We start from the raw sequence: 24,675 nt of genomic DNA, 5'->3' as shown, positions 1-24,675 counted from the left end.
GGATCTCATACAAACCTCAATTCGGATTAAAAAAATCATCGCCGCTTTACTCACGCTCATTCTTGGTCAAATGAAGCTCAATTCCCTGCTCACGCATTTGATCCAACAACTTATGATCAGCTCCGGCATTAGTAATACAGCCATGGAGGGATGACAACGGAGCAATAGGAAACAAGGAGGTTCTGCCCAGCTTTGTATAGTCAAACACGGCGTAGGTCTGCAAAGATCGCCTGATCATTAATCTGGCAATTTCCGCTTCCAATTCGGAGTATGTGGTCACACCCTGTTCCGCGGCTATTCCGTCGATTCCCATAAACATTTTGTTGATGTTAATGCTTTCCAGCATTTTTTCCGCTAGCGGCCCACAAAGCTCATAGCTTTTTCTCCGCATGACTCCCCCGGTTAAGAGCACCTGCACACCCTCACTATCCGCAAGCTCCATAGCAATATTGACAGCATTCGTAACAACCGTTATACCTTCATGCTTTTTAAGCGCCCTTGCAATCAAAAAGGTTGTGGTCCCTCCGGTCAGGCCTATGCTATCGCCCTCCTCGACAAGTGAGGCAGCCTCCAGAGCAACAGCCTCCTTCTCGAACCAGAGCAGCTCCTTTTTCTCTAGAAACGACTGCTCTTTAACCATGGATTGCTGATCCAATACCGCCCCGCCTAAATTGCGGATAAGAGCACCTTTTCTCTCCAGAAGATCGAGATCACGGCGGACCGTAGCTTCCGAGCAGTCAAATAATTGGACAATCTCTTGTATCGAGATTTTACCTTGTTGTTTGAGCGCATTAACTATATTTTGCCGGCGCCTCTCACCTTTGGACAAGCCTGCGTCTTGGTTCATATACAGTCACTTTCCTTTCTCAATCGGTTACCAAAATAACTTATCCCTCATTCTAAAACATCATTACGATCATTTCAATCATTATATGCTTAAAATAAATCAATATTTGAAATATTTATTCAAAAAGAAGTCGCCCGCCCTGGGATTTCCCTACGGTAAAGATTAGGCTTGTCAGGAAATCGTGCTTTCCGTGCTTTTAAGATACTCCCTCGGCGTTACTCCAATTCTTTTCTTAAACATCCTCAAAAAGCTAGAATAATCGTTAAAGCCCGACTTCATACATGCCTCCGTCACATTGCTGCCTTGTGAAAGATATTTTTTGGCCAAAGAGATCCTCTTGTAAATAATGTACTCATGAATTGTACTACCCGTATATTTCTTAAACAGCTTAATCAAATAATACTTATTGATATAGAATTCTTTTTCCAGTTGATCGAGCGACAGGTTCTGGTCTAGGTTTTGTTCAATATAGTCCAGTATGGGCGATAGCTTCTGATGCATATTAATGCCGGTATCCGAATGCTTTTGATTCAAAAACAGCTGATTAATCAACACCAGTATTTCCATAAAGCAGCTGAATTTCAGCAGCTCGGCCCCCCCGGAAGGATTTTTAAGCAAATATTCATATTTCATAAAAAGGCTTTCCAACGCTGCAATTTCTTTCTGGGTCAACGACATCTTGTTCTGCTCTCCGTTAGCCCGGTTATAAAAGCATTCCAGCGGATCGAAGCCGGCTGTCTGAAACAACATCGCCATCGACGGATTAAATTCAATCACAATTCGTTCATATAGTGCATCTGAAGAGAAGGCGGGCTTATGGATCTCATGCTCATTCGTAATAATTAAATCTCCAAATTGCAGCGGGTAGATTGTTTTTTCCACAAAATATTTAACATCCCCCTTCAGCAAGAAATAAATTTCACAGCCTCGGTGGAGGTGGAAATCGATTTTGGATACTTGCTTTTGGACATGCGTATATTTGATGTTCTGATCGATATGATCTAAATAGGCGGCGAACATAAGTGACACCCGCTCCTCTCTGCATATGTCAAATATTAAACCAATTAAAACAATATTTATATCAAAAAAGACAAGGAACTAGCATAAATTATAATATATTCTGATAAGTATTGAAAATCAATTTAACAAAATATGGAGGCGGAATACTTATGGGCGTTCAAGCAAAGCTGAAAGTCGGGCTGATCGGTGTAGGCGGCATCGGCGGGCATCACGTTCAATATTTACAGACCATGGACAATATCGAGCTTGTTGGTGTATGCGACACGAATAAAGAGAAAGCAGACTCAGTAGCAGCTAAAGCTAATACAACCGCTTATTACACTTATCAGGAGCTGTTTGACCAATCGGGTCTTGAAGCCGTCATTATTGCAGTTCCTCATTATGATCATACGCCAATTAGCGTGGAAGCGTTTCACCGGGGGCTGCATGTTATGTGCGAGAAGCCTTTGGCCGTTCATCTCAATGATGCTTATCAGACAATTGAAGCCTATGAGGCGGCCAAGCTTATCAATCCGAATATTGAGTTTGCGCTGATGTTTCAAGAACGCACCCTTCCTTTTTATATGAAAATAAAAGAGATATTAAGCAGCGGAGAGCTTGGACAGCTTACAAGAGCTACATGGATTCATACAGCCTGGTTCCGTTCACAAGCTTATTATGACGGTGGGGATTGGCGTGCTACTTGGGCAGGAGAAGGCGGCGGCATCTTAACCAATCAATGTCCTCATACTCTGGATATGTATCAGTACTTATTTGGCTTGCCTTCCGAAATAACAGGCCACGCGCATATCGGCAAGTATCATAATATCGAAGTCGAGGACGAAGTTACCGCTTATTTTGAGCATGACAATGGAATGATCGGTCATTTGATCGTCACAACTGCCGAATCACCGGGAACAAACCGAATGGAAATTATCGGAGAAAACGGCAAGCTGGTTTATGAAAATGAAAAGCTGATCTTTTACCGCAACCGCATCTCGATGCTGAAATACAGCCAAGAAACGCCAAACCGTTTTGAAAAGCTGGAAAATTGGTACACCGAAATACCAGTTAATACGAATGCTCCTTCAGGACATAAAGTAGTTACCCAGAAGTTTGCGCAGCGGATACTGACGGGGACCGGAGAATTGATAGCGCATGGAACTGAGGGTGTAAATTCCCTTACCCTTGCCAATGGGATAATGCTGTCTTCCTTCAAAAAGCAAACCGTCAAAGTTCCTTTTGATACAGATGAATATGAAAGCAAGCTGCGTGATTTGATCCGCACCTCCAAGTTTGTGAAGCCAGCAGCAGCTCAAAACGCAGCAAATACGGATTTCACGAAGTCATTCAGCACCAGCAAATAATAGAACGGGGGATTGACGAATGGTTAAAATTACATGTTTTGCGGATGAAATTTCTCCGGATTTGGACGAACAGCTCAACGTATTGGAGCAAGAAGGAGTACGCTATCTGGAGCTGCGGGGCGTTTGGGGCAAAAATGTGCTGGATTTGACTGAAGAAGATATGCAGCTAATAAAAACGAAGCTTCAGGAACGCGGCTTTCGAATTTCATCGATAGGATCACCTATCGGGAAATATGAGATCACGGACAATTTTACCCCTCAGTTGGAGGCGCTGGATCGCGCTATTGCTGCAGCTCATTTTTTCGAGACGCCTTATATCCGTATTTTTTCATTTAGAACTCCAAGCAATAAGCCTGTAGAAAACTATCGTGAAGACGTACTGCACAGTATGCATCAGCTGACTAAGGCTGCAGCCAAAGAGAATATCATTCTATTACTCGAAAACGACAGTAACTTATATGGAAATACAGATGATCGATGCCTGGAGATATTGGAGCACTGCCAATCGCCGCATCTGCGGACAGCCTTCGATCCGGGGAATTATGTAATGAACCATGTCATCCCGATGACTGCGGCTTATCCTAAGGTGTCCTCATACATCGACTATATTCATGTCAAAGATGCAACAGTGGAGCCGCGCCAATTTGTTCCGGCTGGTTTGGGCGATGGGCAGCTGGTTGAGCTAATAGGAGAGTTAAAGCAGATCGGATATTCAGGCTTTCTATCCGTAGAGCCTCATCTGACTCACTATTTGCCTGAAGCCAGCAACCCGGAGCGTGTTGTGACAGCGATTCAAGCTTTAAAGCTGCTGCTTGATAACGCAGGCGTGGCTTGGGAGTGACCCTAGTCCCCAAGTTCAAACAAACAAACAAACAAACAAGCTTCCAAAACCACTGTCAAAGTGGAAATGGAAGCTTGTTTGTCTTTATTATCAGCATTATAAACGTTAAGAGAAAACTTCAGAAATGTCTATTGAGGCAGTCACTTCATCATAATAAATTTATCTAAAAGGCCGGCTAAACTCAGTCACCAATCGTTTGAATTCTCCGCTTTCAGTTGTAAAGATCTCGTAAATCTTTAAGGTAAGCGGGGAATCGAATTGCTCGGAGGTCCCGGCAAAGGAAATATTATTCTCTCCGGAAACCAAACGCTCCTGGCCTATCAAGGATTTCGCAGCGCTAGCTACAAGCCGGCCCGTTGCATCATACAATTCAAATTGAAGACGCGGGAAGTTCGCATCCACTTGAGTCTCCTTTTGACGCTGGATATCCAATAAGAACTTGCCCTTGTACGTATATTGATGTGTAGTAGTATTGAACAAATACGAGATATCCCAGTGCTCAACGGCTACATCAAACGGATACATACTGAATTTATCCTCAGCAGAAGGTGCTTGCAGCTGGACACCGTATGAAGCGATCGTCGATTTGAAAGCTGTGGAGCCAGCCGTTTTTGTGCCGGCGCTATCCTGAATTTTCAATCCCAACCCTTTACCGGACTCTGTAGAAGGTAGAATGTAAGCATAATTCACTGTAATTCCCGAATTCGGCAGCACGGTTGTTGTTGTCATCGTTTGGCGCTTACCGCTGTATTGATAGCCGTCTGAGCTAACCAACTCTGTTTGAAATGCCGGAATCGTGAGTGGGCGGTCACTACGGTTATACAGCCTGAATTTGGCTGTCACCTGCTTGCTTCCCTCATCTTCGTTATCACTCATTTGGAATTCAACCAGTGATACCTGCATATCAGGATGAATCAATTCACTGCGGGTATCAAATTTCATAATGCTGCCCAGTGCGTAGGATGAGTAGGTTTGTGCAGCAGCTGAACCAGGCAACAGAATGTTCAATCGTCCCACTTGATACTGAACAACGTTTGCGGCAGCCGCACCCGATTGAGCAAAGCTCTCCGTGGTCAGCAGGTTCAAGCTTGATAACACTGTATCCTGCTCAGTTGGTATTACATAATGGATGTACTTCTCTTCCTTCGCATCCAGCGCTATAGTACCTTCTTCTACTTTTTTACCTGAAAAAACTTTCGCATCCGTTCTACCATCGATAGTGAATTCTGGGATTGTCTCCCGTTGTGCCGATGGATTGTGGGCAAGCAATTGCACGACATACACATTACCTTGAGCCGTAGACTCTTTATGGATATCAATCGGTGTATATTGAATAGGTGATACAAGTGTTGGAATTTGGAAGCTGTCGGCCCATTTGCGCACAGCTGTCGGATCCGTAATAGGCGTATCAACACCGCTCCACGGTTGCGTTGTTACAGGAATGGCCGTGATCAGAGTTTCTTTCTTTGGATAAACATAAACATCCACATCTGTCCAATTTACCTCGCTTAACGTCACCTTATCCGTCCGGTCCAATACAACCATATAGCTTAAATCCGTCGTTGTCTTTGGCTGGATCGCTTTCGGATTGGAAGCACTTGACTGTAAAGTATATACAGTGCCTTCGCTTGTTACGGCACGAAGCTCGTATTCCGGCACCCGAGTTACTGCAGCGCTGCTATTTCCCATTTTTACAACTACGCCAATTCTTGTTCCTTCTAATATACGTTCATTCAGTACGCTTTTCACTTCAACGTTAAGTGCATCTGTCAGTGGATAAACCTTTGCTTCAGTCTGTGCAACAACTGCTTGCACGGGGCTAACGTTAATTGCCTCATCTGCAAAAGCCTGACTGCCGAAACTCATGAGGGATGCGGAGAGTACGATGGTAGCTAAAGTAACGGTCAACTTCTTGTTCATTTAATTTCCTCCTGTCACAAGCAAGCGTAGCCTAGAGGGCCGCTGTCCTTAAGCCTTCAGCTGCGCCCTTCTGCATCCGCTCTACTCTTTATTGGTCCTATCCTGTTAGCTGTTTTTTATTGAGCGAGTTGTACTTTTTCCTTATCCTTCAATTGATGCTGTCCTGAAGTAACGAGCTGTTCACCCTCTTTTACTCCTTTAAGCACCTCTTGATAGGTCTCATTCAGACGGCCAAGCTCAACCTTGCGCTTTTCAACGGTATCTCCCGTCAAAATAAACACGAACGTCTCACCGCCCTCCCGAACAACACTTAACGTAGGTACAGTAACAACGATTTGATCCTGATCCTCTGTAAGGAGAACCTGAGCTTTCATACCCGGTCTAAGCTTTCGATCTGCATTCGGCACTTCCAGCTCCAATGAATAGGATTTAGACTGGGCGCTTACAACATCTGCCAGATAGCTCACTTTACCTTTCAGCTTCTCCGTAGAGCCCGAGATGTAAAAGGAAAGCTCTTGCTTGCCGCGCACCAGCTTCGCTGCCTCCTCGGTAAGCTCCGCTTTGATCTTAATCGGGTCCAACTGTTGAATCTGTGCCGCGCGGAAGCCTGCCGCTAACGTCATGCCTACTTCTAACGGTAGATCCGTAAGCACCCCGCTCACAGTTGCTTTCACTTCCATATGCTCCAGCGTGCGGTCTGCCTCGCGAATCGATACTTCCGACGTTTGCAGCCCCTGCTCCAGCTGTGATAAGGAATTCGTCGTCTCAAGCGTCTTCAGCTTCTGTTGATTGCTTGCAAGATCAAGACGTTGGTTATTCAACTGCGTCTCTGCTTGCTCCAGCTGAAATTTGGTCACGAGCCCCAGGTCATAATCATTACGCATCTTGCTGTAATTTTTATCGGCTTCTTTAATAGAAGATTCGAGCTTAATGATGCCATTCTGTAGGTCCAACTTGCTGTTCACCAAATCTTCACGCGCCTTAGCCAACTGCTGCCCTGTACCTGAGATGCTAATTTGCGCCTTTTCTTTGGAAATCAGCACATCGGTCGGATCCAATCTGAAGATGACCTCACCCTTCTCTACCATATCCCCGCGCTTCTTCAATATCTCCTGTACATCTCCGCCTACTTTGACAGGGACATCCAGCTGGATAGAAGATGCAATATCAGCCACCTGCTCCAATGGCTCACTTATCTTTTTCTTCTCAATTTTGTTAACCTTTACTTGCTTGAGCTGAACCTCGTCTGCTTGTGCAGGCTGAGCTTTGGGTGCTGACGAGCAGCCTGCGATAAGGGCCGTGCTGAGAACGATTGCGCCCATAATTTTTGCACCTTTGTGAACCTTGTTCGCATTTTCTGGTTTCATTGGACGTTTCTCCTTTATACGTATCTTTCTATTCAACTGGCCCAAGCTTAATGCAAGGAGTTCGCAGCGGCATTAGCAGCCGTTACACGTTTTCCCTTTTTATTGAAAAGACGTGAAATACGAACCTTCATTCTATCGATAATTTCATAAACTACAGGCACCACAACTAATGTAAGCAAGGTTGAAGTCACCAAGCCGCCTATAACAACAACTGCCAAGCCTTTGGATATTAGAGAGCCTTCCGAGAAACCAAGCCCCAGAGGCAATAAAGACAATATGGTCGCTCCAGCCGTCATTATAATAGGACGCAATCTTGTCAAACCTGCTTTAACGACAGCATCGCGCATTTCCAGACCTTCCTTGCGAAGCTGCTGCACCCGATCTATTAATACAATAGCATTGGTGACCACGACCCCAATCAACATCAAAAATCCGATTAGAGAAGTAATATTGATCGATTCTCCTGCAATCAGCAATCCGAGGAATCCCCCAATTGCGGCAAGCGGCAAGGAGAATAAAATAACGAATGGCGCGCTCGCATTACCGAATGCGATAACCAAGACCAGGAAGACTAGAAAGATCGCAGCACCCATAGCAACGGCCATTTGACCAAAGCTTTCCTGAATGTCCTCATTTACCCCTTGTACTTGGGTTCGGATACCGCCTGGAAGAGACACTGACTTTAAGGCTTCCGTTACTTTTGTACTCATGCCGCCTTTATCTTTGCTATCGATTTTTGCGGTAATTTTAACGTATTGCTCCTGCATTTCACGAGTAATAGCTGCCGGAGCCTCCACTTGCCGGATTTTTGCGATATCATTCAAAGCTACCACGACACCCGTCGAAGTTGTCATCGTAATACGTCCAAGCTTTTCCATCGAATTTTTGAAATCATCGTCTACCATAACTTGTGTAGCAAAGGTTACATTGTCGAACTTAATGTCGCCGATCGACGCTTCTGCCAGCCACAATCGGACGGTATCTGTAATTTGTGCGGAAGACAATCCGTAGACACGAGCTTTATTCTGATCCACACTAACGACAACCTGCATTTTCTTCTCGTTTAGGCTGTCTTTAATATCTTTAAGCTCAGGAAATTCCTTCAGCTTCTGTTTAATAAGCTCAGCCCCGGCTACCAGCTGATTCAAGTCTTCACCCTTAAGCAGGTAAGAGAAGTCATCCGAAGAACCGCCCATACTGCCCGCCAGCAGCGCCCCTTCAACTTCCGATCCTTTCGGAACCATACCCAGCATAATGTTCTTATATTCTTCGGCCATCTTTTTCGCATCAGATGCTTTGGATACAGACGCAATAATACTTGCACGATAAGCAACCCGCTCACCGCTTGTACTCTGCATGTCATAGCCTACCATCGACTCGAAATAATCAAAGGCCGGTTGACCTGCGGAGTCTTTGGCTTCCTTAAGAAGAGTCTCAATTTCCTTCACTTTCAAATCCATCGATTCTATCGAGGTTTCCTGAGGAAGCTTCAACGTATATTGCACTTGCTTGTTGGATTCGCTGTCAGGCATGAAGGCGAAAGGAAGGAAAGGAACTGTTCCTCCAATCGAGATGACAAATGCAAGAAATGAAACCAACACCGTCTTCTTAGGATTATTTAATGACCAGCTTAAAATGGACTTGTATTTGGCAGTGAATTTCCCCACATGTTCTTCATCGTGATGCTTGATCTTATCATTGTTTAGAACCAAGAGCATCGCTAGCATTGGGATCACAGTTAAAGCCACTATTAGTGAGGATAAAAGCGCAACAACAAGCGTAATGGCAAATGGCCGGAAAATATCGCCCAAAACTCCGCCAACAAATGCTATCGGTAAAAATACACCCGCAGTCGTAAGCGTTGAGGATGTAATAGCTGAAGCTACCCGTGAGGTTGCCAGCTTAATTACGGACTCATTGCGCTCGCGCGCTTGCTGCAGCTCACTGTATATATTCTCAATAACAACAATCGAATCATCGACGACCCGGCCGACGGCTATCGTCAAGCCCCCTAATGTCATTACATTAAGAGTAATATCCAGGGAAGCCATAACACAAAGTGTTGTTAAGATCGATAATGGAATTGAAACCAATACAATCATCGTCATACGTACATTTTTCAGAAATAAAAGTATCATTACTGAAGCCAGTATTGCCCCCAGAATACCTTCCTTCAGCATACCGTTGATTGACTTTTTTACATCATTAGCCGCATTATATACCGGTGTAAATTGCAGGTTCGGATATTCCTTCGTCCAACCGGCAAATAATTTGTCAACCTCGTCGGCAAATCGTACCGTATTGGCATCTTTTCCTTTAAATAATGTGAGCCCGATTGCCGGACTGCCATCTAGTCGGGCAATAAATTTGGAGTCCGAAATGGCCTCGACCTTGGAAATATCCTTTAAAAGCACGATATCCCCTTTGGGTGAGGTAATCTTCATATTCTCCAGATTATAAATCGTGTTCAAGTCACTTTCGATTCGAACCGATTGTGAACTGCCGCTAAAATCAACCTTACCTGCCGGGCTCGTCATCAGAGCAGTCTGGATGCTTTGCGATACAAGTGCAGGTGTCAGACCGTAGTTATTAATCGCGTTAATATTCAGCTTAAGCTTAAGAGTTGCTTCCTGTTGTCCGACCGAATCCACATGATCGATTCCGTCCATAGCGCTTAACGTAGGTTCAATAACATCCTCATAAATACGGTTAAGCTCTTCTTGGTTCATGTTGTTATTTCCATGAACTGCCGCGAAGTAAACGGGGAAATCACTGCTCCCGAACTTGGAAACCTTCGGTTCGCTTGCGCCAACAGGCAGCTTAATGTCCTTAATGGCACTTTCGATATCCCTCTTTGCATCATCAGGGCTGCGTCCGTTAACCAACTCAACGGTAATTGCGGAGAAATTGTCGTTGGAAGTAGAGGAAACCTTCTTCATGCCCTCAATTCCTACAATCCTCTTTTCCAGAACCTTGGTTACATTCTCCATAACATCTTTTGGAGGGGCGGGATACACCGTGCTTACAAATACGACTGGCAATGAAATATCAGGCATGCTCTCCTGTTTCAGCGTCGTAGCGGAGAAGGTGCCGGCAACGAATAGAATAACGCTTATAATGATGATCGCTGCGACATTTTTCAAAGAAAAATCAGTAAATTTGTTCATCTCTCTACTCCTCCATCAAATTACATCAAGCGAATCTGTAAATATCATGAATCCTTGATTATGAAAGTGAGCTTTTAAACCCACACTCACGGCAATGGTCTCTTCAGCTGCCATTCCTCATGCAGTTCTCCCATGCGTGAAATAAACATCCCACACAGCATAGACATATTTTGGAATCTTCGTCTAATGATGTTGCAGCCTTCTTCATCATGCGATTCCACATTGGACGGATGAGGGAATCCAGCCAACGCTCCGTCTACGGCTTGTTTAACGGAGTTGAATTTACCTATTTCATTCCGAACAATATTGATTCCAAAGTCATCCGTAATGTAATAGTAATCTTTCCTATCATTCTGGATCGGGACCTTATGACACAGATGCTTAAGCTCCATAGTTCGGATTTGAACGCTTATAGCCGCCTTGGAAACAGATAACTCCTCGGCCATTTGCTGCAGGCTTATAGGCTCTGATGAAAAAAGCAGTAAGGTATACATCTTACCGACGAGCGGACTAAAGCCTTCATGTTCCAGGTAAAGGGACATAAAGTTGCTAATATTCAGCTTCAATTCTTCAATGGTGTTAGACATAGGCGCTTGGGTATCTCCTCCCGTTAGTTTCATTCCCATCATTAAGAACCATGTTAATCATTTTGCATCAGCGTTTTGACTGACTGGTCATTCTATTAGTAATATAATTCAAATACTGTATCCAAATCAACCTATTTTTTCCCATAACACGTATAATTCCTTAAAATTGACCAGTCGGTCACATGTTTGACATAAACTAAATCCAAGTATACAATGGCTTTACTACTACCATTCGGTATCTTGAATGGAGAAAATAAGGGGTGTGAACCGGCATGAATGACAAAAAACTGCAGATCATACAAGCCGCAATCAAGCTCTTCGGTGACCGAGACTATCACACCACATCTGTTCAGGACATCGTTAGCTTAGCCGGAGTATCCAAAGGTGCCTTCTATCTGCACTTTCACTCCAAGGAAGAACTGCTAATTGCTGTATTCAGCTACTATATGGATGGACAAAGTATTTATCTGAAAGAAATTCAATCGAATTCTTCCCTTACTCCCAGGGAGAAAATAATCAATGCTATCCAATTCCAATGCCAGGTTATTATGGGAGACCAGGACTTCCTTTCGATGCATATGAAGGGAATCGCTTTTATGAACAACACGGTTAAGGAAATGATGATCGATCATAGCATGCAAACCGTCAGATGGATGGAGCAGCAAATTCTCGAGCTGTACGGGCTGGAGATTGCGGTTCATTCCTTTGATTGCGCTAATCTGTTAAACGGTATGCTGAAGGAATATTTCTTCTACTTTATCGTTTACGCTCACCCTATTAACAGCCAACAGCTTGCTGAATATTTGATGAACCGTATGGATGATATCGCTTACGGGATTATGAATAAACCAACATCGCCTATTTTATATGCAGCACTTATTTGCCCCGAACAGAGCCAAGCTATAACAAAGGAAACCTGGCTCCAAAAAGCTCATTCCGTTAAGGACTGGATTGAAGCTAATACTGACAGCACCAAATCCACCGAAACCATGGTCCAGTCCATGGATGCGATTATTCAAGAGGCTCTTAAAGAGCAGCCCAATCAGATCATTATTAAAGGCATGTATAATTATTTAATATCTTTAGCAAACGGAGATCAGGGCATCATCGAGAAGCTGACGTTGTTATTCGAAGGCCAGAAATAAGCAGCCTTCTTCTCTTCCACCCCAGACCCAGCTGCATTTACGGAAATAGAGGACAATAGCGGAAGTCTTATTCCTTTATCGCATAGAAAAAGCATAAAAACAGAGAGATAGCGGAAGTAACTACTTCCGTTATCTCTCTGTTTTTATGTATTAGTCCTCGTATTCGACCAAACAAAGGAACTCTCTGTTCCGTTCAAATCCCTTCGAGCTTATAGCAGCCTCAGCGTCCTTGGTGGATGATCAAGTCATCAAGGGTGAGCCAAGCAAAATATTAAGCGCTAATCTTTTATACGCGCTGCCCTTGCTCTACACACTGCTTCCATAATTCCAGCTGATTCGTACATACCCATATATTCGGATATGTGCTCCGTAATTCGCGCATTTCTTCCTCATCATCTATCGTCCAGGCGATAAGCTGTATGCCTTGCTCCTCGCAGCGTTGAACAAAATCGTCGGTTAAGTATATATATTTGACCGATACATAACGCGCCCTGATTTGCTCGGCAAACGAGAACACCGAAGGGGTCGCACCATAGATGACCAAGCCGAGCTCGATCTCCTCGGACAGCTCCCTCATTCTGGCAATCGAGTAATGATCGAAGGATGTTACAAAAACTTGATCGAGAACCTCGCAGGAGCGAATTACTTCAAGAACCTTTTCTTCCAAACCGGGATACAGATTCCCGCTTTGCTTTAATTCAATATCCACTGAAGTCCGCCCTTTCGCAAGCTTCAAGACTTCCTCCAGTGTCGGGATCGGAGAGCCTCCCCCTGCATCCAATTTACGCAGTTCGTTAAACGTATAATCAATAACTCGACCTTTGCCGTTTGTAGTACGGTTCACTGTCGTATCATGAATAACTACAGGAACTCCATCCTTGGTCAGCTGAACATCCAGCTCCAAATGGCTAAAGGATAAATCTATTGCTGCTTGAAACGAAGGTATCGTATTCTCCGGGTATTTCTTGGGGTATCCTCTGTGCGCCAGACCTGGAATCATTAGTATGTCCTCCCATATCAATCCATTTGAGCTGCTATTCGTTTAACGGCAATATTTGAATACGATCCAATGCGTAGCTCGATGAGGTCTTGTATTTAGCAGCTCCGGATTCAAACAAAATATGCAATTGGCCGGCCGACTCAAATATGCCTTCTGACATCGGAGGCAGCTCCATCTTGTCTGCTTCGTTCTTGCTGTCCAAAAACCATACGGGAATCTCCGTCGATCTTACTGCAGCTTTGGAATGCGGCTTCTCCGTCATATTGATGTTAAATCGATACAGCGTGCTCGCATTGTTCCTTCCATAAGACTGGCTAAGCCAAATATGGTCTTTGGCTACGCTCATTCCTTGTATTCGATCAGGCAGCGATAGAATATAATCTGGGGCAATTGGGCCTTGACCCTGCTCCGGCTTCGTCGAAGGAAGGTCAGTCTCTGGATTAAGTCTATAGCCTTCTGCCCAAGCCTTATGCTGCTTATCATCCCTATTCATTAAATAATGGGACTTATCGGTCAGATAGTCGCTTCCGTGAGCAAATTCGCCGATCCAAAGAATACCATCCTCATAAGCGGTAAAGGAGGCGCGTGTATCACTCTGTACAGATCCTGCAAAAGCAAGCTTGCCGCCATTTTCCGCTTTTACAATATCCTCCAAATTCACATAATAAACATCCTTGTCCGAAGAAATCCAAACATGCTTTTTACTGGCCGTAATCCCGCCAGCATGACCAGTATAGGGGGTGCCGGAATTTTTGTAAAGCTCGACAGCCTTCACCATTTTTCCTGAGGAGGCATCAATGACGGACAAGAGACTTGGCTTGCCATCCTCCCTGTAATGGGAAACCAGCATCCACTTTTTATCCTCTATGTAAGCGAGACCTTGTGGAACCGCATTTTGCAATAGTGCTGGAACAATAGGGCCAGGCTTAGCTTTCTGAAGGAAAGGCTTAATCTCCGGCATATCAACGCGGAATTTAATTCCCGCCTCTTCTTGTGTAATACCCGCTGTACCCGTGGCAGGCTTTTCCTTGGGTGCAGCAGTATTGGGTGAAGCCGCCGCCGCTGAAGCAGGCTTAACTTCCACCGCTGCCGGCTGTTGTTGGCAGCCGGTAGCGGTTAAGAGAAGCGTGCAAATCAGCGTCGGCAGCAGTAAGGATGACTTCATTCCGCCGCTCCCAGCTGTCTTCTATGCTGCAGCAATTCCCGCAGCCTTCCAGGATAATCCGTAATGATTCCTGATACTCCATAGTCGATAGCTAATGCCATTTGATCTTCGTCATTAATTGTCCAAGGATATACCTGCAATCCAAGTGCAATTGCATCAGATACTGTCTCTTTATCCATTCCCTTATAATTCGGATGCAGGGAGTATAATGTAGCTTCGAAGCTATCGACTAAATCTGAATTGCTCCCTGTATTGAGTTCGTACAGCAGACCGACCTTCGCTTCAGGTTCCAATTTCTTTAGGTTAAGCAAGTTTTTATGATTAAATGAAGATACAACTACATTGTGCAGACGGTCCTTTTTCTTCATTAAATCAAGCAGCAGCGGTTCCAGCCTGCCTTCAGTTGAATGTTTAATTTCCACGTTAATCATCACTTCCGCAGGAACGAGATCAAACACCTCCTCTAACAAAGGCACCCTTTCACCCTCGTACTTCTCGTGGAACCACCGGCCCGCGTCGGCTTTCTTGATCTCCTCAAGCGTCATATCATAGACGGAGCCTGTCATGTCTGTCGTTCTATCCAAGGTAGAGTCGTGGATGACGATAATTTCATCGTCCCTGGTTAAATGAATATCCAATTCGATACCGTCGCAACCTTGTTCAAGCCCCAGTCGAAAAGCCCCTAATGTATTTTCCGGCGCCTCGCCTTTGGCACCCCGGTGAGCAATTACTAAAGTTTGATTCAATCCCATTTCGAATCTCTCCTTTTAATAAGTGTCTACTTAAATGTTGAATTCGCCATTGCAGCCACGATATATTTTTGAGCGAAAACAAACACAATGACAATCGGCAGTATAACTAATAAGCTGGCTGACATAAGCAGATGGAAATTTAACGATTCGTTGCCTCCTATCGAGTCACGCATCATCGCTACGCCAACTGTTAATACACGCATGGCATTGGAATTAGTCATAACGAGCGGCCAGAAATAGGAGTTCCAGCTGTGAATAAAGCTGATAACAATTAATGTCACTACAGTGGGCATTGCCATAGGAGTCAAGATTCTATAGAGAACCTGAAGTCGATTTGCGCCATCTACCTTAGCTGCCTCTATAACATCATTATTAATGGATCTGAACATTTGACGCAACAAGAAAATTCCATAAGCCGAAGCCGCATGAGGAATTATAAGTGCATAATAAGTATTGATCCAGCCCAGATCAGACATCATCACATAAATCGGAACAAATACAACCTGCTCAGGGACGATCAATGCAGCAAGAACAAGAACAAACAGCTTATCTCTTCCAACAAATGAACCTTTAGCAAAAGCATACGCCGCCATAATGCCAATGTTGATTTGCAGAAACACTATTCCAACCGTTTGGATAACTGTGTTAACTGTAAAGCGATAGAAAGGAATTGTTTTGAATGCAGTCGCAAAATTTTCCCACATCAGCTTTTCAGGCCAAAAGCTCGGAATGGCCAGCCTTAGCTCGGCAGGCGTCTTCAATGCCGTCACAATCATCCAATAGATCGGAAAAAACATGATCAGCGTGATGCAAATGGCCACTATCAAACGGGTAGTTTTTAAAACCGGACTCTTCATTTGTCTATATACCTACCCTTCGTAATGGACTTTCTTCTTGGATATGTACAATTGAATACTCGTCAGTATGATAATGATAATAAAGAATAAGATGACCAAGGCTGATGCTCTGCCTGTTCTAAATTCACTGAAGGCCATTTCGTAAATCCAATAAACCATAGCTTTGGTTGATTCCAGCGGTCCACCGTTCGTCATTACATCAACGGATTGAAACACCTGCATGGACGAAATAAAATTAGTGATGATCAGAAATAGAGAGGTTGGAGACAGTAAAGGTATCGTGATTTTCCAAAATTGAGTCCATTTGGTAGCCCCATCAATGCTGGATGCCTCATAATACTCAACCGGAATACTTCTCAGACCGGCAATAAAAATAATCATCGTGAAGCCGACGCCCTTCCAGACGGATACCAGTATAAGCACCCATAGTGCCGTGCGGGTATTGGTTAACCATAGAACGGGCTCGATTCCCAGCATCTTGAGCAGTTCATTCATCAATCCATATTGCCCATTGAAAATCCATATAAAGATCATCGATACGATAACCATGGATATATAGTGCGGCATAAAGATAACCATACGCAATACATTGTAAAACTTTGAAACGGAATTGAACAACAAAGCCAACAAAAGTCCAATTCCCAAGGTAAGAAATACATCAAAAACGGTGTAGGTAAATGTTATTTTTAATACATTGTAAAATGTATCGCTGGTCAACAAGTAGGTGTAATTATCAAACCCAACGAATTTCTTCACTGGCTTCGTCATGTTCCAATTTGTGAAGCTAAGGTAGAGTGAATTAAATAATGGATAATAAATAAATAAAACTAAAATAACTAATGCGGGTAAAGCAAAAGAAAAATCTTTAAACCCTTCCATAAACTTGGATGGAGCCTTTCGGCTAGTCTTGTCTCGAACTAATACTTCAACCTGTAATTTGCTGTCCGTCGCTTTCATCGCGACTCCCCTCTCACTTGCGATAATGAACCGTAATGCGGGTTACTTAGGCTCCCGCATTACGGACTAAAGCCTATATTTATTGATCTGCTATGATTCTATTAATTTCTTTGATGCTATCTTTCATAAGAGGTACCGGGTCAGCATTTTCAAGAATCATTTTACCAACGACCTCCATATATTGCTTGGAGAATTCCGGATAAGCCGGATGCTGCGGACGTCCTACAACATTGTCGAAATTTTCAAATACGGCTTTATATTGCGGCAGCTTTTCGAAGTATTTCTTGCCTTCATCTGTAGTGACAACCGACTTGTGAGTCGGCAAATATCCGGTTCCTTCAGCCCATTTGATATTGTTTTCAGCACCTGTCATAAAGCTAACAAATTTCCAGGCCGCTTCTTTTTGCTTAGCCGGCGCGCCTTCCATCATAACAATTCCTGCTCCGCCGATATGCGACTTTCTTTCTTTATCCCCAGGAATAAACGAAACTCCTACTTCAAACTTGGCGTTTTCCAGGTATGTTTTAATAATAGCGGAGGAATGTTGTACCATGGCTACCTTTTCTTCAAGGAACATTTGTCTCATCGTATCCGATGCACCTTTTCCATAGCCCATTTGCATGGAGCCATCCTGTATCCATTTACGGAAATTTTGAATCCATTTCAAGCTGTCCGGCTGATCAAGCATTGTTTTTTTGTGATCCGGACTCAGAATAGCTCCTCCGCCATTGGAAACCCAAGGATCATAGTACCAAGTATCCCAACCAGGTACAGAGAATGCATAACGAGTTGTTTTACCGTTTTCCTTCAATGTCACCTTTTTATTGAAATCCTCAATTTCGGCCCATGTTTGCGGAGGCTTCACGCCGAGCTTATCTAGCATCGTTTTATTGTAAACGAAGACGCTTGTGCTGACGATTAGAGGAAATCCATATTGCTTATCATTATAAGCATACGCCTGCAGCATACCTTTGGAGAAATCATTCATATCCACTTTATCCCGCTTTATGTAGGGAGTCATATCCGCAAACACTCCGCCATCGGCAAAGTTCGGAAGAACGGATACCTCTACGTTCGTCACTGCCGGGACATCCTTGGCCGCAACGGCTGCCTGCAGCTTTTTATGTAAATCAGGATACCCACCTTGGTAAACCGGCTCAACCGTAATGTTAGGATACTTCTTCTGGAACTCGGTAATCATGTAGTTTAAAGCAGCAATTTGAGGTTCTGCATGCGAATGCCAATACTGGATAGTAACCGGAGAATTGTCGGCTGCAGGAGCTTTTGCTACCTCCGTTTGTTGGCTTGCATTGTTAGAGCATCCTACCGCCAAGCCTAAGGACATAGAAGAAACAGTGAGTACAGAAAGCCATTTATTCAATTTCATTGTTAAAATACCCCTTTCTCTTCTTATCAATTTAGATAGAAACGCATTCACTCAACTATAACAGAGAATGCAAAAAAGGAGAGCATCGAGAGCACAAGAAACAGAAAGGAGCCGGCATAAATACGCACGGTCCGTTCGTCTCTTGGGTTGTCTCAATGATCTCCGCACCCAATCGTTATTGAACGAAATAAAGCGTTTTCTTAATTCATTTAAAATTATCCCATATCACCTTTGGATAGTCAATACCTACATAAAATCTTAATATTACCATTAAAACAAGAAGAATACAATGTATACAGCTCAATCAAAGCGCTTCCAAAGCAGATCCTTTCATACTATCCGGTTTTACCAGGCCCTTGGATTCCATCGACAGTATATCTCCGGAAGCAGAAATCCCTTCCATCGCTAACAGGAGCGTCTCCCCTTGCTTGGATTTCAAGCTGAAGCATAGCTCCATCACCGGTTCTTCAATGCCCGAAACCTCAACGGTTCCTTCCGGTCTCATTTTGACATTGACGATCTGAATTCCGTGTTTTCCGAAATTCGTCGCGATATTTCCAAGAGCACCTGGCCTGTCAATAATTTTAATCACCACCTCCATCGTTCTCCGATTTCGCATCAAGTGCTTCTCCCATTTGTTTAATACAAACAGGCTTAAGAGCACCATAACGGTTGCCAGAGCAGCGCAATAAAAGAAACCGGCCCCCACACATAAGCCAATAGCTGCAACTACCCAAACGGATGCCGCTGTCGTCAGCCCCGATACGGTAGAGCCGGTACGCATAATCGTTCCAGCTCCCAGAAAACCGATACCGCTGATGACCTGAGCTGCCAACCGCGCAGGGTCGGTACGCACATTGACCTCATTTACAAATTGTGAGAACCCATATATAGACAGCAGCATGATGGCTGCAGATCCAATACAGACCAGAATGTGCGTTCTCAAACCTGCTGCATGATTATTCCATTCACGCTCAAGTCCTACCAAGCCTCCCAATCCCGCAGCCAGCAGTATGCGTATCGTTAATTCCAGATGGGTGATATGCCAAACACTATCCATGCTAACTCACCTCCTTCAAATTCAAATAGAAAAAACCCCAACAGAAAAAGTGCAATAAACCCGCACCTTTTCCAAAGAGGTTTCTCAGATAATCTCTCCCGCTTGGAATTAGAGGCTATTTAACTTCACCATAATTCAGATGTTCCTGCAGATACCGCAAGTGCTCCTGCTTCGAGTGCATCCTCAATCTCCTGATGCGTCCCGACAAGGCCACCTGCTATAATCGGAAGGGAGGTCATATCTGTCATCTCCCTAATGACTCGGGGCATGATACCCGGCATCACTTCAATCGCGTCAGGCTTGCTCTGCTCAGCCGCCTTAATGCCTCTGACAACGGCACTTCGGTCAATCAAAAATATACGCTGTATCGCCATTAAACCGGCTTCCTTAGCTCCTCTAATCAAGTTGCTCTTGGTAGAGATGATTCCGGTAGGCTGTATATATTGTGCGACATACGCAACACCGCTGCGGTCAGCCGCAATACCTTCGATAAACTCCATATGAATAAATACTTGCTTGTTGGCTGCTTTCACTTGGTCCACCAAATCCTTGATGTTAAAGATAGACCCCACCAGAAGGAAAACAATATTAACTTGACTTTTAATAGCAAGATCCATATCTTCTAATCTCTGTACAGCTGCAATGGTTTGATGTTCTACCAGATCGACAATCGGATACAATCAGTTCCCCGCCTTTCGTTGAAGTGAGAACATTATAACATGGTTGGTTATAAATCTACGACATCTTTAATACTTGAAACAATATGGTGGGGACGGTGGATTGTCAGCTCCGCCATTTCTGCCGTACTGACTCCAGTCAGTACTAGGACGGATACCATGCCTGCCTCATTAGCCATTTTTATATCCGTTTCCAGTCGATCACCAATCATCAAGCAGTCCTTATAATCCAAGCCCAGATGGGCAACGGCCGCCTCTGCTGCTATTAATGAAGGCTTGCCGACAACCAAATCAATCGCCTTCCCCGTAGCTACCTCAAGTGCGGCGATGAATGTGCCTGTGTCGGGAATTTGCCCGCCGTCCAATGGACATGTCGTATCCGGGTTGGAGGCGATGACAACGGCACCTTTGACAGCCGCTTGATACACGCTGTTCAGTTTATCGTAAGTAAACTGGCGATCCCATGATAATACAACATACTCGGCACTGTCGCTATCATGTGTTATGGGAATCCCATATTCCGCAAGCTCCTCATTGATTGGCTCTTCTCCAATAACAAAAACTTTTTCTCCGGCTTTAAGACGTCGATGCAAGTATTGGGCAACAATTTGCGAAGAGTTCAATACGTCCTCAAGGCTTGTCGGAATCCCCATTTTATTCAGCTTTTCTACATAGGATTGTCGGGTTGCAATAGGTTTGTTGGACAAGAACACTACCTTGTCTCCACGAGCTCTTAAAGCTTGAATAGCCTCTGAAGCCCCATCTATCATCTTGTCTCCCAAATATACCGTACCATCCAAGTCAAAAATGTATCCTCTCACTCTGTCTGCCTCACTCTCAGGTAAAATTGTTAGCAGCCCTGGAAAAAAACAAAAAAAACCTTATCACAGTAAACACATCCATCCCCAAAAGGACGGATATGATTACGGATAAGGTTTTCTCCAGGACTCGTGCCTAACCGTATATTCATTATTGTTACTAAGTATAGGATCAAGACCAATATCTGTCAATAACAAATTATAGACTGCAAATTCAGCAGTAAACTATGAAATTCTTCTGACAGACAAGAGCTCATCTTGCGGCAGCAACAAAGCACGGTCTGAAAGCTCCTGCTTCAGCTTAGTGAATTGCTCCGTATCCTGCTCTGTTATCGTTTTCTCGCGGCCTTTTTTCAAATAATGCTTGTGCTCGTATAGGAACGGTTCATCCACAAAATTACTAATGATCACACCCGCATATACAGACAAATCCCCCTGTGGCAAATCATAAAGGTGAAATGGGACTACACCGCGATGCGATGTTTGTTGATTTAACATGGAGAACTGGATTCCGTTACTTATTTGTGCAATTGCCTTCATGACGCTCAGTCAGTCCCCTCTATAGAAGTAATATTAAAATCAAACTTATTTTAACTATGATGATAATGAAAATCAATATCAGATAATAGTCAGAGAACGTTTCTTCCCATGGAAATATTGTTGAACATCCTTGCAAAACGCCGTTTCGATTGAATTGAGAAGAGTATGCTTGCGAGTGACATAGCCATTTTTCCGTTTAATACTTAATGAAAACACCACTCTAGTTATAAGCTTTCCATTATTGATGTCTTCTACAACCGATTGAGAAGGGAGAAAAGCAATTCCAAGCTCCGACTTGACCGCTTGTTTGATTATTTCAAAATTGCTCATTTGTAAAAAACGCACCTTCACCCGTTGCTGCTCTAATTGAGCGGAAATATATTGCTGTAAATAGAGGCTTTGCGGCAGCAGTATATTTTCATTATGTAAATCCCGACAATCAATAACCTTCCGGTTAGTCCACGAATGACCCACTGGCAAAACTAACAGGAAATTCTCTTCAAAAAGAACCGTTATATCAAACTCGGCCCGAATATATTCATCCTCTGGATAGAGCGGTAAAAAAGCAAAATTCGTCTTCCCTTCCCGTAGAGAGCGTATCAGATCATCATAGCATTGGGTATAAATCTCTAATAATTACTTGGGATACACATGATGAAAATGTTGAAGGATGTCCGAAAAGAAATAACCGGCAATGTAATTGCTCACATAAATAGACAAATTACTGTCCTGTCTTGAAATATTCTTCATTTGCAACGATGCATCTTCAATGAGCCTTGTTATTTGCTTGGCATATTCCAGCAAAACCTCGCCTTGCTTAGTCAATTGAACCGTTTTTCCTGAACGGTGAAACAAGGTGGCATTAAACAGCTCCTCTAGCTGCTGAATGTGGTTGCTGATCGTTGGTTGGGAGCAATACAGACGTTTGGCCGTATCAGTAAATGACTTACAGTCGGAAAGGACGATGAAGGTTTCAATTTTATCCAATATTTTCAGATTCAACACCTCAACAAGAACAGACTTTATTGATAATGATTATCATTATCAAGTTGGAAAGTCAATGGACTGACTTGCACATATGCATACAACAACAAAATATAGTCATTGAAAAGCTACTGCCTATTTTGGTACGATAAAGCGGTAATTTCAACTAAGAAGGTGATGGTTTCACATGCCGCAACTCAAGCTTGCTTTAAAGGACAATCAGCGCTTTTTAATACGGAGCTTTTCCATCATTGTATTAGGCCTTTTTATCAATCAGCTGCTGCAAACCGTAGGAAGTATCATTCTCGCACGTGTCTTAGACGATCCCGCCAAATTCGGTGAAGTGAATCTGCTGCTTCAAGTATTCGGAATGGTCACTCTTTTCCTAAACGTCGGCTTCACCTCTTCACTAGTATATACTTTCTCTACACAGGCAAAAGAAGCCATCCAATCCAAACTTCGGCTGGCATTGCTTGGCAGTGTTTTTTTTGCAGTCGTACTGAGCTTACTCCTTACTATTCTGGCACCCGTCTTATCCAATGCGTATAAGCTTCCTGAACTCAAAGGGGCACTCATTATAAGCTCTGTGATGTTAGTGTTCAACTCGATTATCAATATTGGGGTATCCTCCTTCTCCGGAAGCCGTGATTTCAAGACACAAGCATTTTTCATGGTTGTCTCGACGATTTTCTCTACATCGGGAACATTGCTAGGCGTATTATGGCCGCTCGGCTCTAATTCAGTTCTATGGGGAGTCTCCTTCTGGATGGGAGTCGGTGCCATACTCGCTGCAGCCTATATATGCTGGAAGGTTGAAAAAGAACATCATCCCGTATGGTGGGGGCCTGTCTCTTTTTTGCAGATCAAGGAAATGCTGAAGTACGGCGTTCCGCTCTGGGCAGGAACTATTGCGAAGGCTTTCCAACAGCCTTTTATGGTCATGATGATTGGGTCCAGCTCGGTTATTGCCGTTGGGTACTTGGCGAATGGCATTCGAATAACAGGTTTTATCGGCATAGTTACATGGGCCTTTATGATCGTTACCTTCCCGTTTGTAGCTGAGGTCTCGCGAGACTTGACCGAAAGCAAACGTCGAGGCACGCTTTGTGTCCGATATAATAACTTGATCATGTATCCGCTCACCTTGTTGATCTGTTTATATCCAAACCAAATTAACGGCTTCTTGTTCGGCAATAGCTATACCACAGGAGATTCAGCCGCTTATATCCGATTGCTGGCGTTGGGAGGCTTTTTCTCATCCGTTGGACGGTTAGGGGGTAATATTCTTGCGGGTATTGGGAAAACAAAGGCGAATTTCTGGGTAATGGTAGTCGCTGGTATTTTTGTAATAGCCATTGTCCCCTTCATTATATCTTACAATCCCATATGGTCCGTGTGGGTTTACACTGGAGGCTGGGCGGTATCGGCACTCTCTATGATCTGGTTCTTTTATTTAGAGGGGTTTCCTTTAAATTGGTGGAAGGCTTACGGAGAACCTTTAATTCCTACTCTAGTTATGGGTGTTTTTATGTTCGTAAGCGGGTTTTCCGGGTCTTTTATGATTGGCTTGGTCATCCTTGGTATTACCAGCTTGCTTGTGTTAACTCTCTTATTAGAAGTGAACCCATTAAAGCTGCCCCGCTTCCGGCCTTTCCGAGGAAAGTCGTAGCTGTTTGCTTATTTTCAACCATGCATGCTTCTGCTGTCTTCTGTTCACAGCTTAGGTGTAAGAGGCTGTCCCAAAAGGGTATCAGTAAATGAATCAGTCCCAAACTATGTACAAAGACGCCTCCAAAACCACCATGTAAGCGGAACTGGAAACGTTTGTAGGGAAATTCTCATCAGAGTGAGGGTTTGAAAATCCAAAAATGAATCCGGCCGCTTTTAGATGTTACTTAAGTGATGGGGCGGCTGCTTTCAATCTAGAGGAGACCAGGATTTGTCGGGGCTGCTGCGAAAGAAAATAGATAGAAATTGTAACGCTAATCCAGTGTGGATATCGACTGAAATCAATCTAACTGGAAAAACTAACTCTAATAGAGGGGATATGGTGGATATGAGCCAAAATACGTAGAATTAGCAGGAGGAATTCCAGCTATAAGACTTGGAACGCTATTTCCGGAGTAACTAACTTGACATTTTCAGGCTGTCGAATTAAGCGCTTTCAATATCTCTCAAATTTTAATCCATACACCCTATTTCTCAATAGTGTTCTCGCAAAGCTCAATCTAGGTGTTA

The 24,675-nt window shown here is 43.8% G+C and carries 22 protein-coding genes; 4 read left to right on the top strand and 18 right to left on the bottom strand.

Annotated elements, in window-relative coordinates:
- Positions 1 to 46: 46 nt before the first annotated feature.
- Together ACFQ0C_RS33745 and ACFQ0C_RS33740 are read right to left on the bottom strand one after the other, a co-directional pair.
- Positions 47 to 847: a DeoR/GlpR family DNA-binding transcription regulator gene (locus ACFQ0C_RS33745; RefSeq protein WP_379373557.1), complete on the bottom strand. Its 801-nt coding sequence runs from the start codon at positions 845 to 847 to the stop codon at positions 47 to 49.
- Between the two features lie 171 nt (positions 848 to 1,018).
- Positions 1,019 to 1,867 (bottom strand): AraC family transcriptional regulator, encoded by an 849-nt coding sequence (locus ACFQ0C_RS33740; RefSeq protein WP_258213241.1) that lies wholly within the window; start codon positions 1,865 to 1,867, stop codon positions 1,019 to 1,021.
- 149 nt (positions 1,868 to 2,016) lie between these two features.
- Between ACFQ0C_RS33740 and ACFQ0C_RS33735 the strand changes: the two genes are divergently transcribed.
- Both ACFQ0C_RS33735 and ACFQ0C_RS33730 read left to right on the top strand, forming a co-directional pair.
- Positions 2,017 to 3,213, top strand: a complete 1,197-nt coding sequence (locus tag ACFQ0C_RS33735; protein ID WP_379373555.1) for a Gfo/Idh/MocA family protein — start codon at positions 2,017 to 2,019, stop codon at positions 3,211 to 3,213.
- A gap of 19 nt (positions 3,214 to 3,232) precedes the next feature.
- Positions 3,233 to 4,054: a sugar phosphate isomerase/epimerase family protein gene (locus ACFQ0C_RS33730; RefSeq protein WP_379373553.1), complete on the top strand. Its 822-nt coding sequence runs from the start codon at positions 3,233 to 3,235 to the stop codon at positions 4,052 to 4,054.
- A gap of 159 nt (positions 4,055 to 4,213) precedes the next feature.
- On the opposite strand, the gene ACFQ0C_RS33725 is transcribed toward ACFQ0C_RS33730, so the two are convergent.
- From ACFQ0C_RS33725 to ACFQ0C_RS33710, 4 genes are all read right to left on the bottom strand, one after another.
- Positions 4,214 to 5,974: a hypothetical protein gene (locus tag ACFQ0C_RS33725; RefSeq protein WP_379373551.1), complete on the bottom strand. Its 1,761-nt coding sequence runs from the start codon at positions 5,972 to 5,974 to the stop codon at positions 4,214 to 4,216.
- A gap of 116 nt (positions 5,975 to 6,090) precedes the next feature.
- Complete coding sequence (locus ACFQ0C_RS33720; protein ID WP_379373549.1) at positions 6,091 to 7,341, bottom strand: efflux RND transporter periplasmic adaptor subunit; 1,251 nt, start codon at positions 7,339 to 7,341, stop codon at positions 6,091 to 6,093.
- 47 nt (positions 7,342 to 7,388) lie between these two features.
- On the bottom strand, positions 7,389 to 10,508 hold the full coding sequence (locus ACFQ0C_RS33715; RefSeq protein ID WP_379373547.1) for an efflux RND transporter permease subunit: 3,120 nt from the start codon (positions 10,506 to 10,508) through the stop codon (positions 7,389 to 7,391).
- 86 nt (positions 10,509 to 10,594) lie between these two features.
- Positions 10,595 to 11,095, bottom strand: a complete 501-nt coding sequence (locus ACFQ0C_RS33710) for a GbsR/MarR family transcriptional regulator (protein ID WP_258213247.1) — start codon at positions 11,093 to 11,095, stop codon at positions 10,595 to 10,597.
- 272 nt (positions 11,096 to 11,367) lie between these two features.
- On the opposite strand from ACFQ0C_RS33710, the gene ACFQ0C_RS33705 reads away from it, so the two are divergent.
- Complete coding sequence (locus ACFQ0C_RS33705; protein ID WP_379373545.1) at positions 11,368 to 12,240, top strand: TetR/AcrR family transcriptional regulator; 873 nt, start codon at positions 11,368 to 11,370, stop codon at positions 12,238 to 12,240.
- A gap of 286 nt (positions 12,241 to 12,526) precedes the next feature.
- On the opposite strand, the gene ACFQ0C_RS33700 is transcribed toward ACFQ0C_RS33705, so the two are convergent.
- The 12 genes from ACFQ0C_RS33700 to ACFQ0C_RS33645 all read right to left on the bottom strand — a co-directional run bounded on the left by ACFQ0C_RS33700 (position 12,527) and on the right by ACFQ0C_RS33645 (position 22,440).
- On the bottom strand, positions 12,527 to 13,240 hold the full coding sequence (locus ACFQ0C_RS33700) for a glycerophosphodiester phosphodiesterase (RefSeq protein WP_379373543.1): 714 nt from the start codon (positions 13,238 to 13,240) through the stop codon (positions 12,527 to 12,529).
- 34 nt (positions 13,241 to 13,274) lie between these two features.
- Positions 13,275 to 14,405, bottom strand: a complete 1,131-nt coding sequence (locus tag ACFQ0C_RS33695) for a hypothetical protein (protein WP_379373541.1) — start codon at positions 14,403 to 14,405, stop codon at positions 13,275 to 13,277.
- Positions 14,402 to 15,157: a glycerophosphodiester phosphodiesterase gene (locus tag ACFQ0C_RS33690; protein WP_379373539.1), complete on the bottom strand. Its 756-nt coding sequence runs from the start codon at positions 15,155 to 15,157 to the stop codon at positions 14,402 to 14,404. The genes ACFQ0C_RS33695 and ACFQ0C_RS33690 overlap by 4 nt, the downstream gene beginning before the upstream one ends.
- A 26-nt stretch (positions 15,158 to 15,183) precedes the next feature.
- A complete protein-coding gene (locus ACFQ0C_RS33685; RefSeq protein WP_379373537.1) occupies positions 15,184 to 16,014 on the bottom strand; it encodes a carbohydrate ABC transporter permease in 831 nt (276 codons plus the stop codon).
- A gap of 12 nt (positions 16,015 to 16,026) precedes the next feature.
- Positions 16,027 to 16,893: a carbohydrate ABC transporter permease gene (locus tag ACFQ0C_RS33680; RefSeq protein WP_379373604.1), complete on the bottom strand. Its 867-nt coding sequence runs from the start codon at positions 16,891 to 16,893 to the stop codon at positions 16,027 to 16,029.
- A gap of 157 nt (positions 16,894 to 17,050) precedes the next feature.
- Complete coding sequence (locus ACFQ0C_RS33675; RefSeq protein WP_379373535.1) at positions 17,051 to 18,358, bottom strand: ABC transporter substrate-binding protein; 1,308 nt, start codon at positions 18,356 to 18,358, stop codon at positions 17,051 to 17,053.
- Between the two features lie 304 nt (positions 18,359 to 18,662).
- Positions 18,663 to 19,418 (bottom strand): MgtC/SapB family protein, encoded by a 756-nt coding sequence (locus ACFQ0C_RS33670; protein WP_379373533.1) that lies wholly within the window; start codon positions 19,416 to 19,418, stop codon positions 18,663 to 18,665.
- Positions 19,419 to 19,543: 125 nt separating this feature from the next.
- Positions 19,544 to 20,098, bottom strand: a complete 555-nt coding sequence (locus ACFQ0C_RS33665; protein WP_258213255.1) for a glycerol-3-phosphate responsive antiterminator — start codon at positions 20,096 to 20,098, stop codon at positions 19,544 to 19,546.
- Between the two features lie 47 nt (positions 20,099 to 20,145).
- The gene (locus ACFQ0C_RS33660; protein ID WP_379373530.1) at positions 20,146 to 20,916 is read right to left on the bottom strand and encodes an HAD-IIA family hydrolase; all 771 of its coding nucleotides are present in this window, start codon (positions 20,914 to 20,916) and stop codon (positions 20,146 to 20,148) included.
- A gap of 222 nt (positions 20,917 to 21,138) precedes the next feature.
- Positions 21,139 to 21,453 (bottom strand): hypothetical protein, encoded by a 315-nt coding sequence (locus ACFQ0C_RS33655; RefSeq protein ID WP_379373528.1) that lies wholly within the window; start codon positions 21,451 to 21,453, stop codon positions 21,139 to 21,141.
- Between the two features lie 78 nt (positions 21,454 to 21,531).
- Positions 21,532 to 22,080, bottom strand: coding sequence for a substrate-binding domain-containing protein (locus ACFQ0C_RS33650; protein WP_379373602.1), 549 nt, complete (start codon positions 22,078 to 22,080; stop codon positions 21,532 to 21,534).
- A 9-nt stretch (positions 22,081 to 22,089) separates the two neighbouring features.
- The gene (locus tag ACFQ0C_RS33645; RefSeq protein ID WP_379373526.1) at positions 22,090 to 22,440 is read right to left on the bottom strand and encodes a LysR family transcriptional regulator; all 351 of its coding nucleotides are present in this window, start codon (positions 22,438 to 22,440) and stop codon (positions 22,090 to 22,092) included.
- A gap of 184 nt (positions 22,441 to 22,624) precedes the next feature.
- On the opposite strand from ACFQ0C_RS33645, the gene ACFQ0C_RS33640 reads away from it, so the two are divergent.
- Positions 22,625 to 24,106, top strand: coding sequence for an oligosaccharide flippase family protein (locus tag ACFQ0C_RS33640; RefSeq protein ID WP_379373524.1), 1,482 nt, complete (start codon positions 22,625 to 22,627; stop codon positions 24,104 to 24,106).
- Positions 24,107 to 24,675 lie beyond the last annotated feature (569 nt).

The sequence above is a fragment of the Paenibacillus sp. GCM10027630 genome (assembly GCF_042676305.1).
Taxonomy (GTDB): domain Bacteria; phylum Bacillota; class Bacilli; order Paenibacillales; family NBRC-103111; genus Paenibacillus_S.
This window is presented reverse-complemented; position numbering and strand designations above follow the sequence as displayed.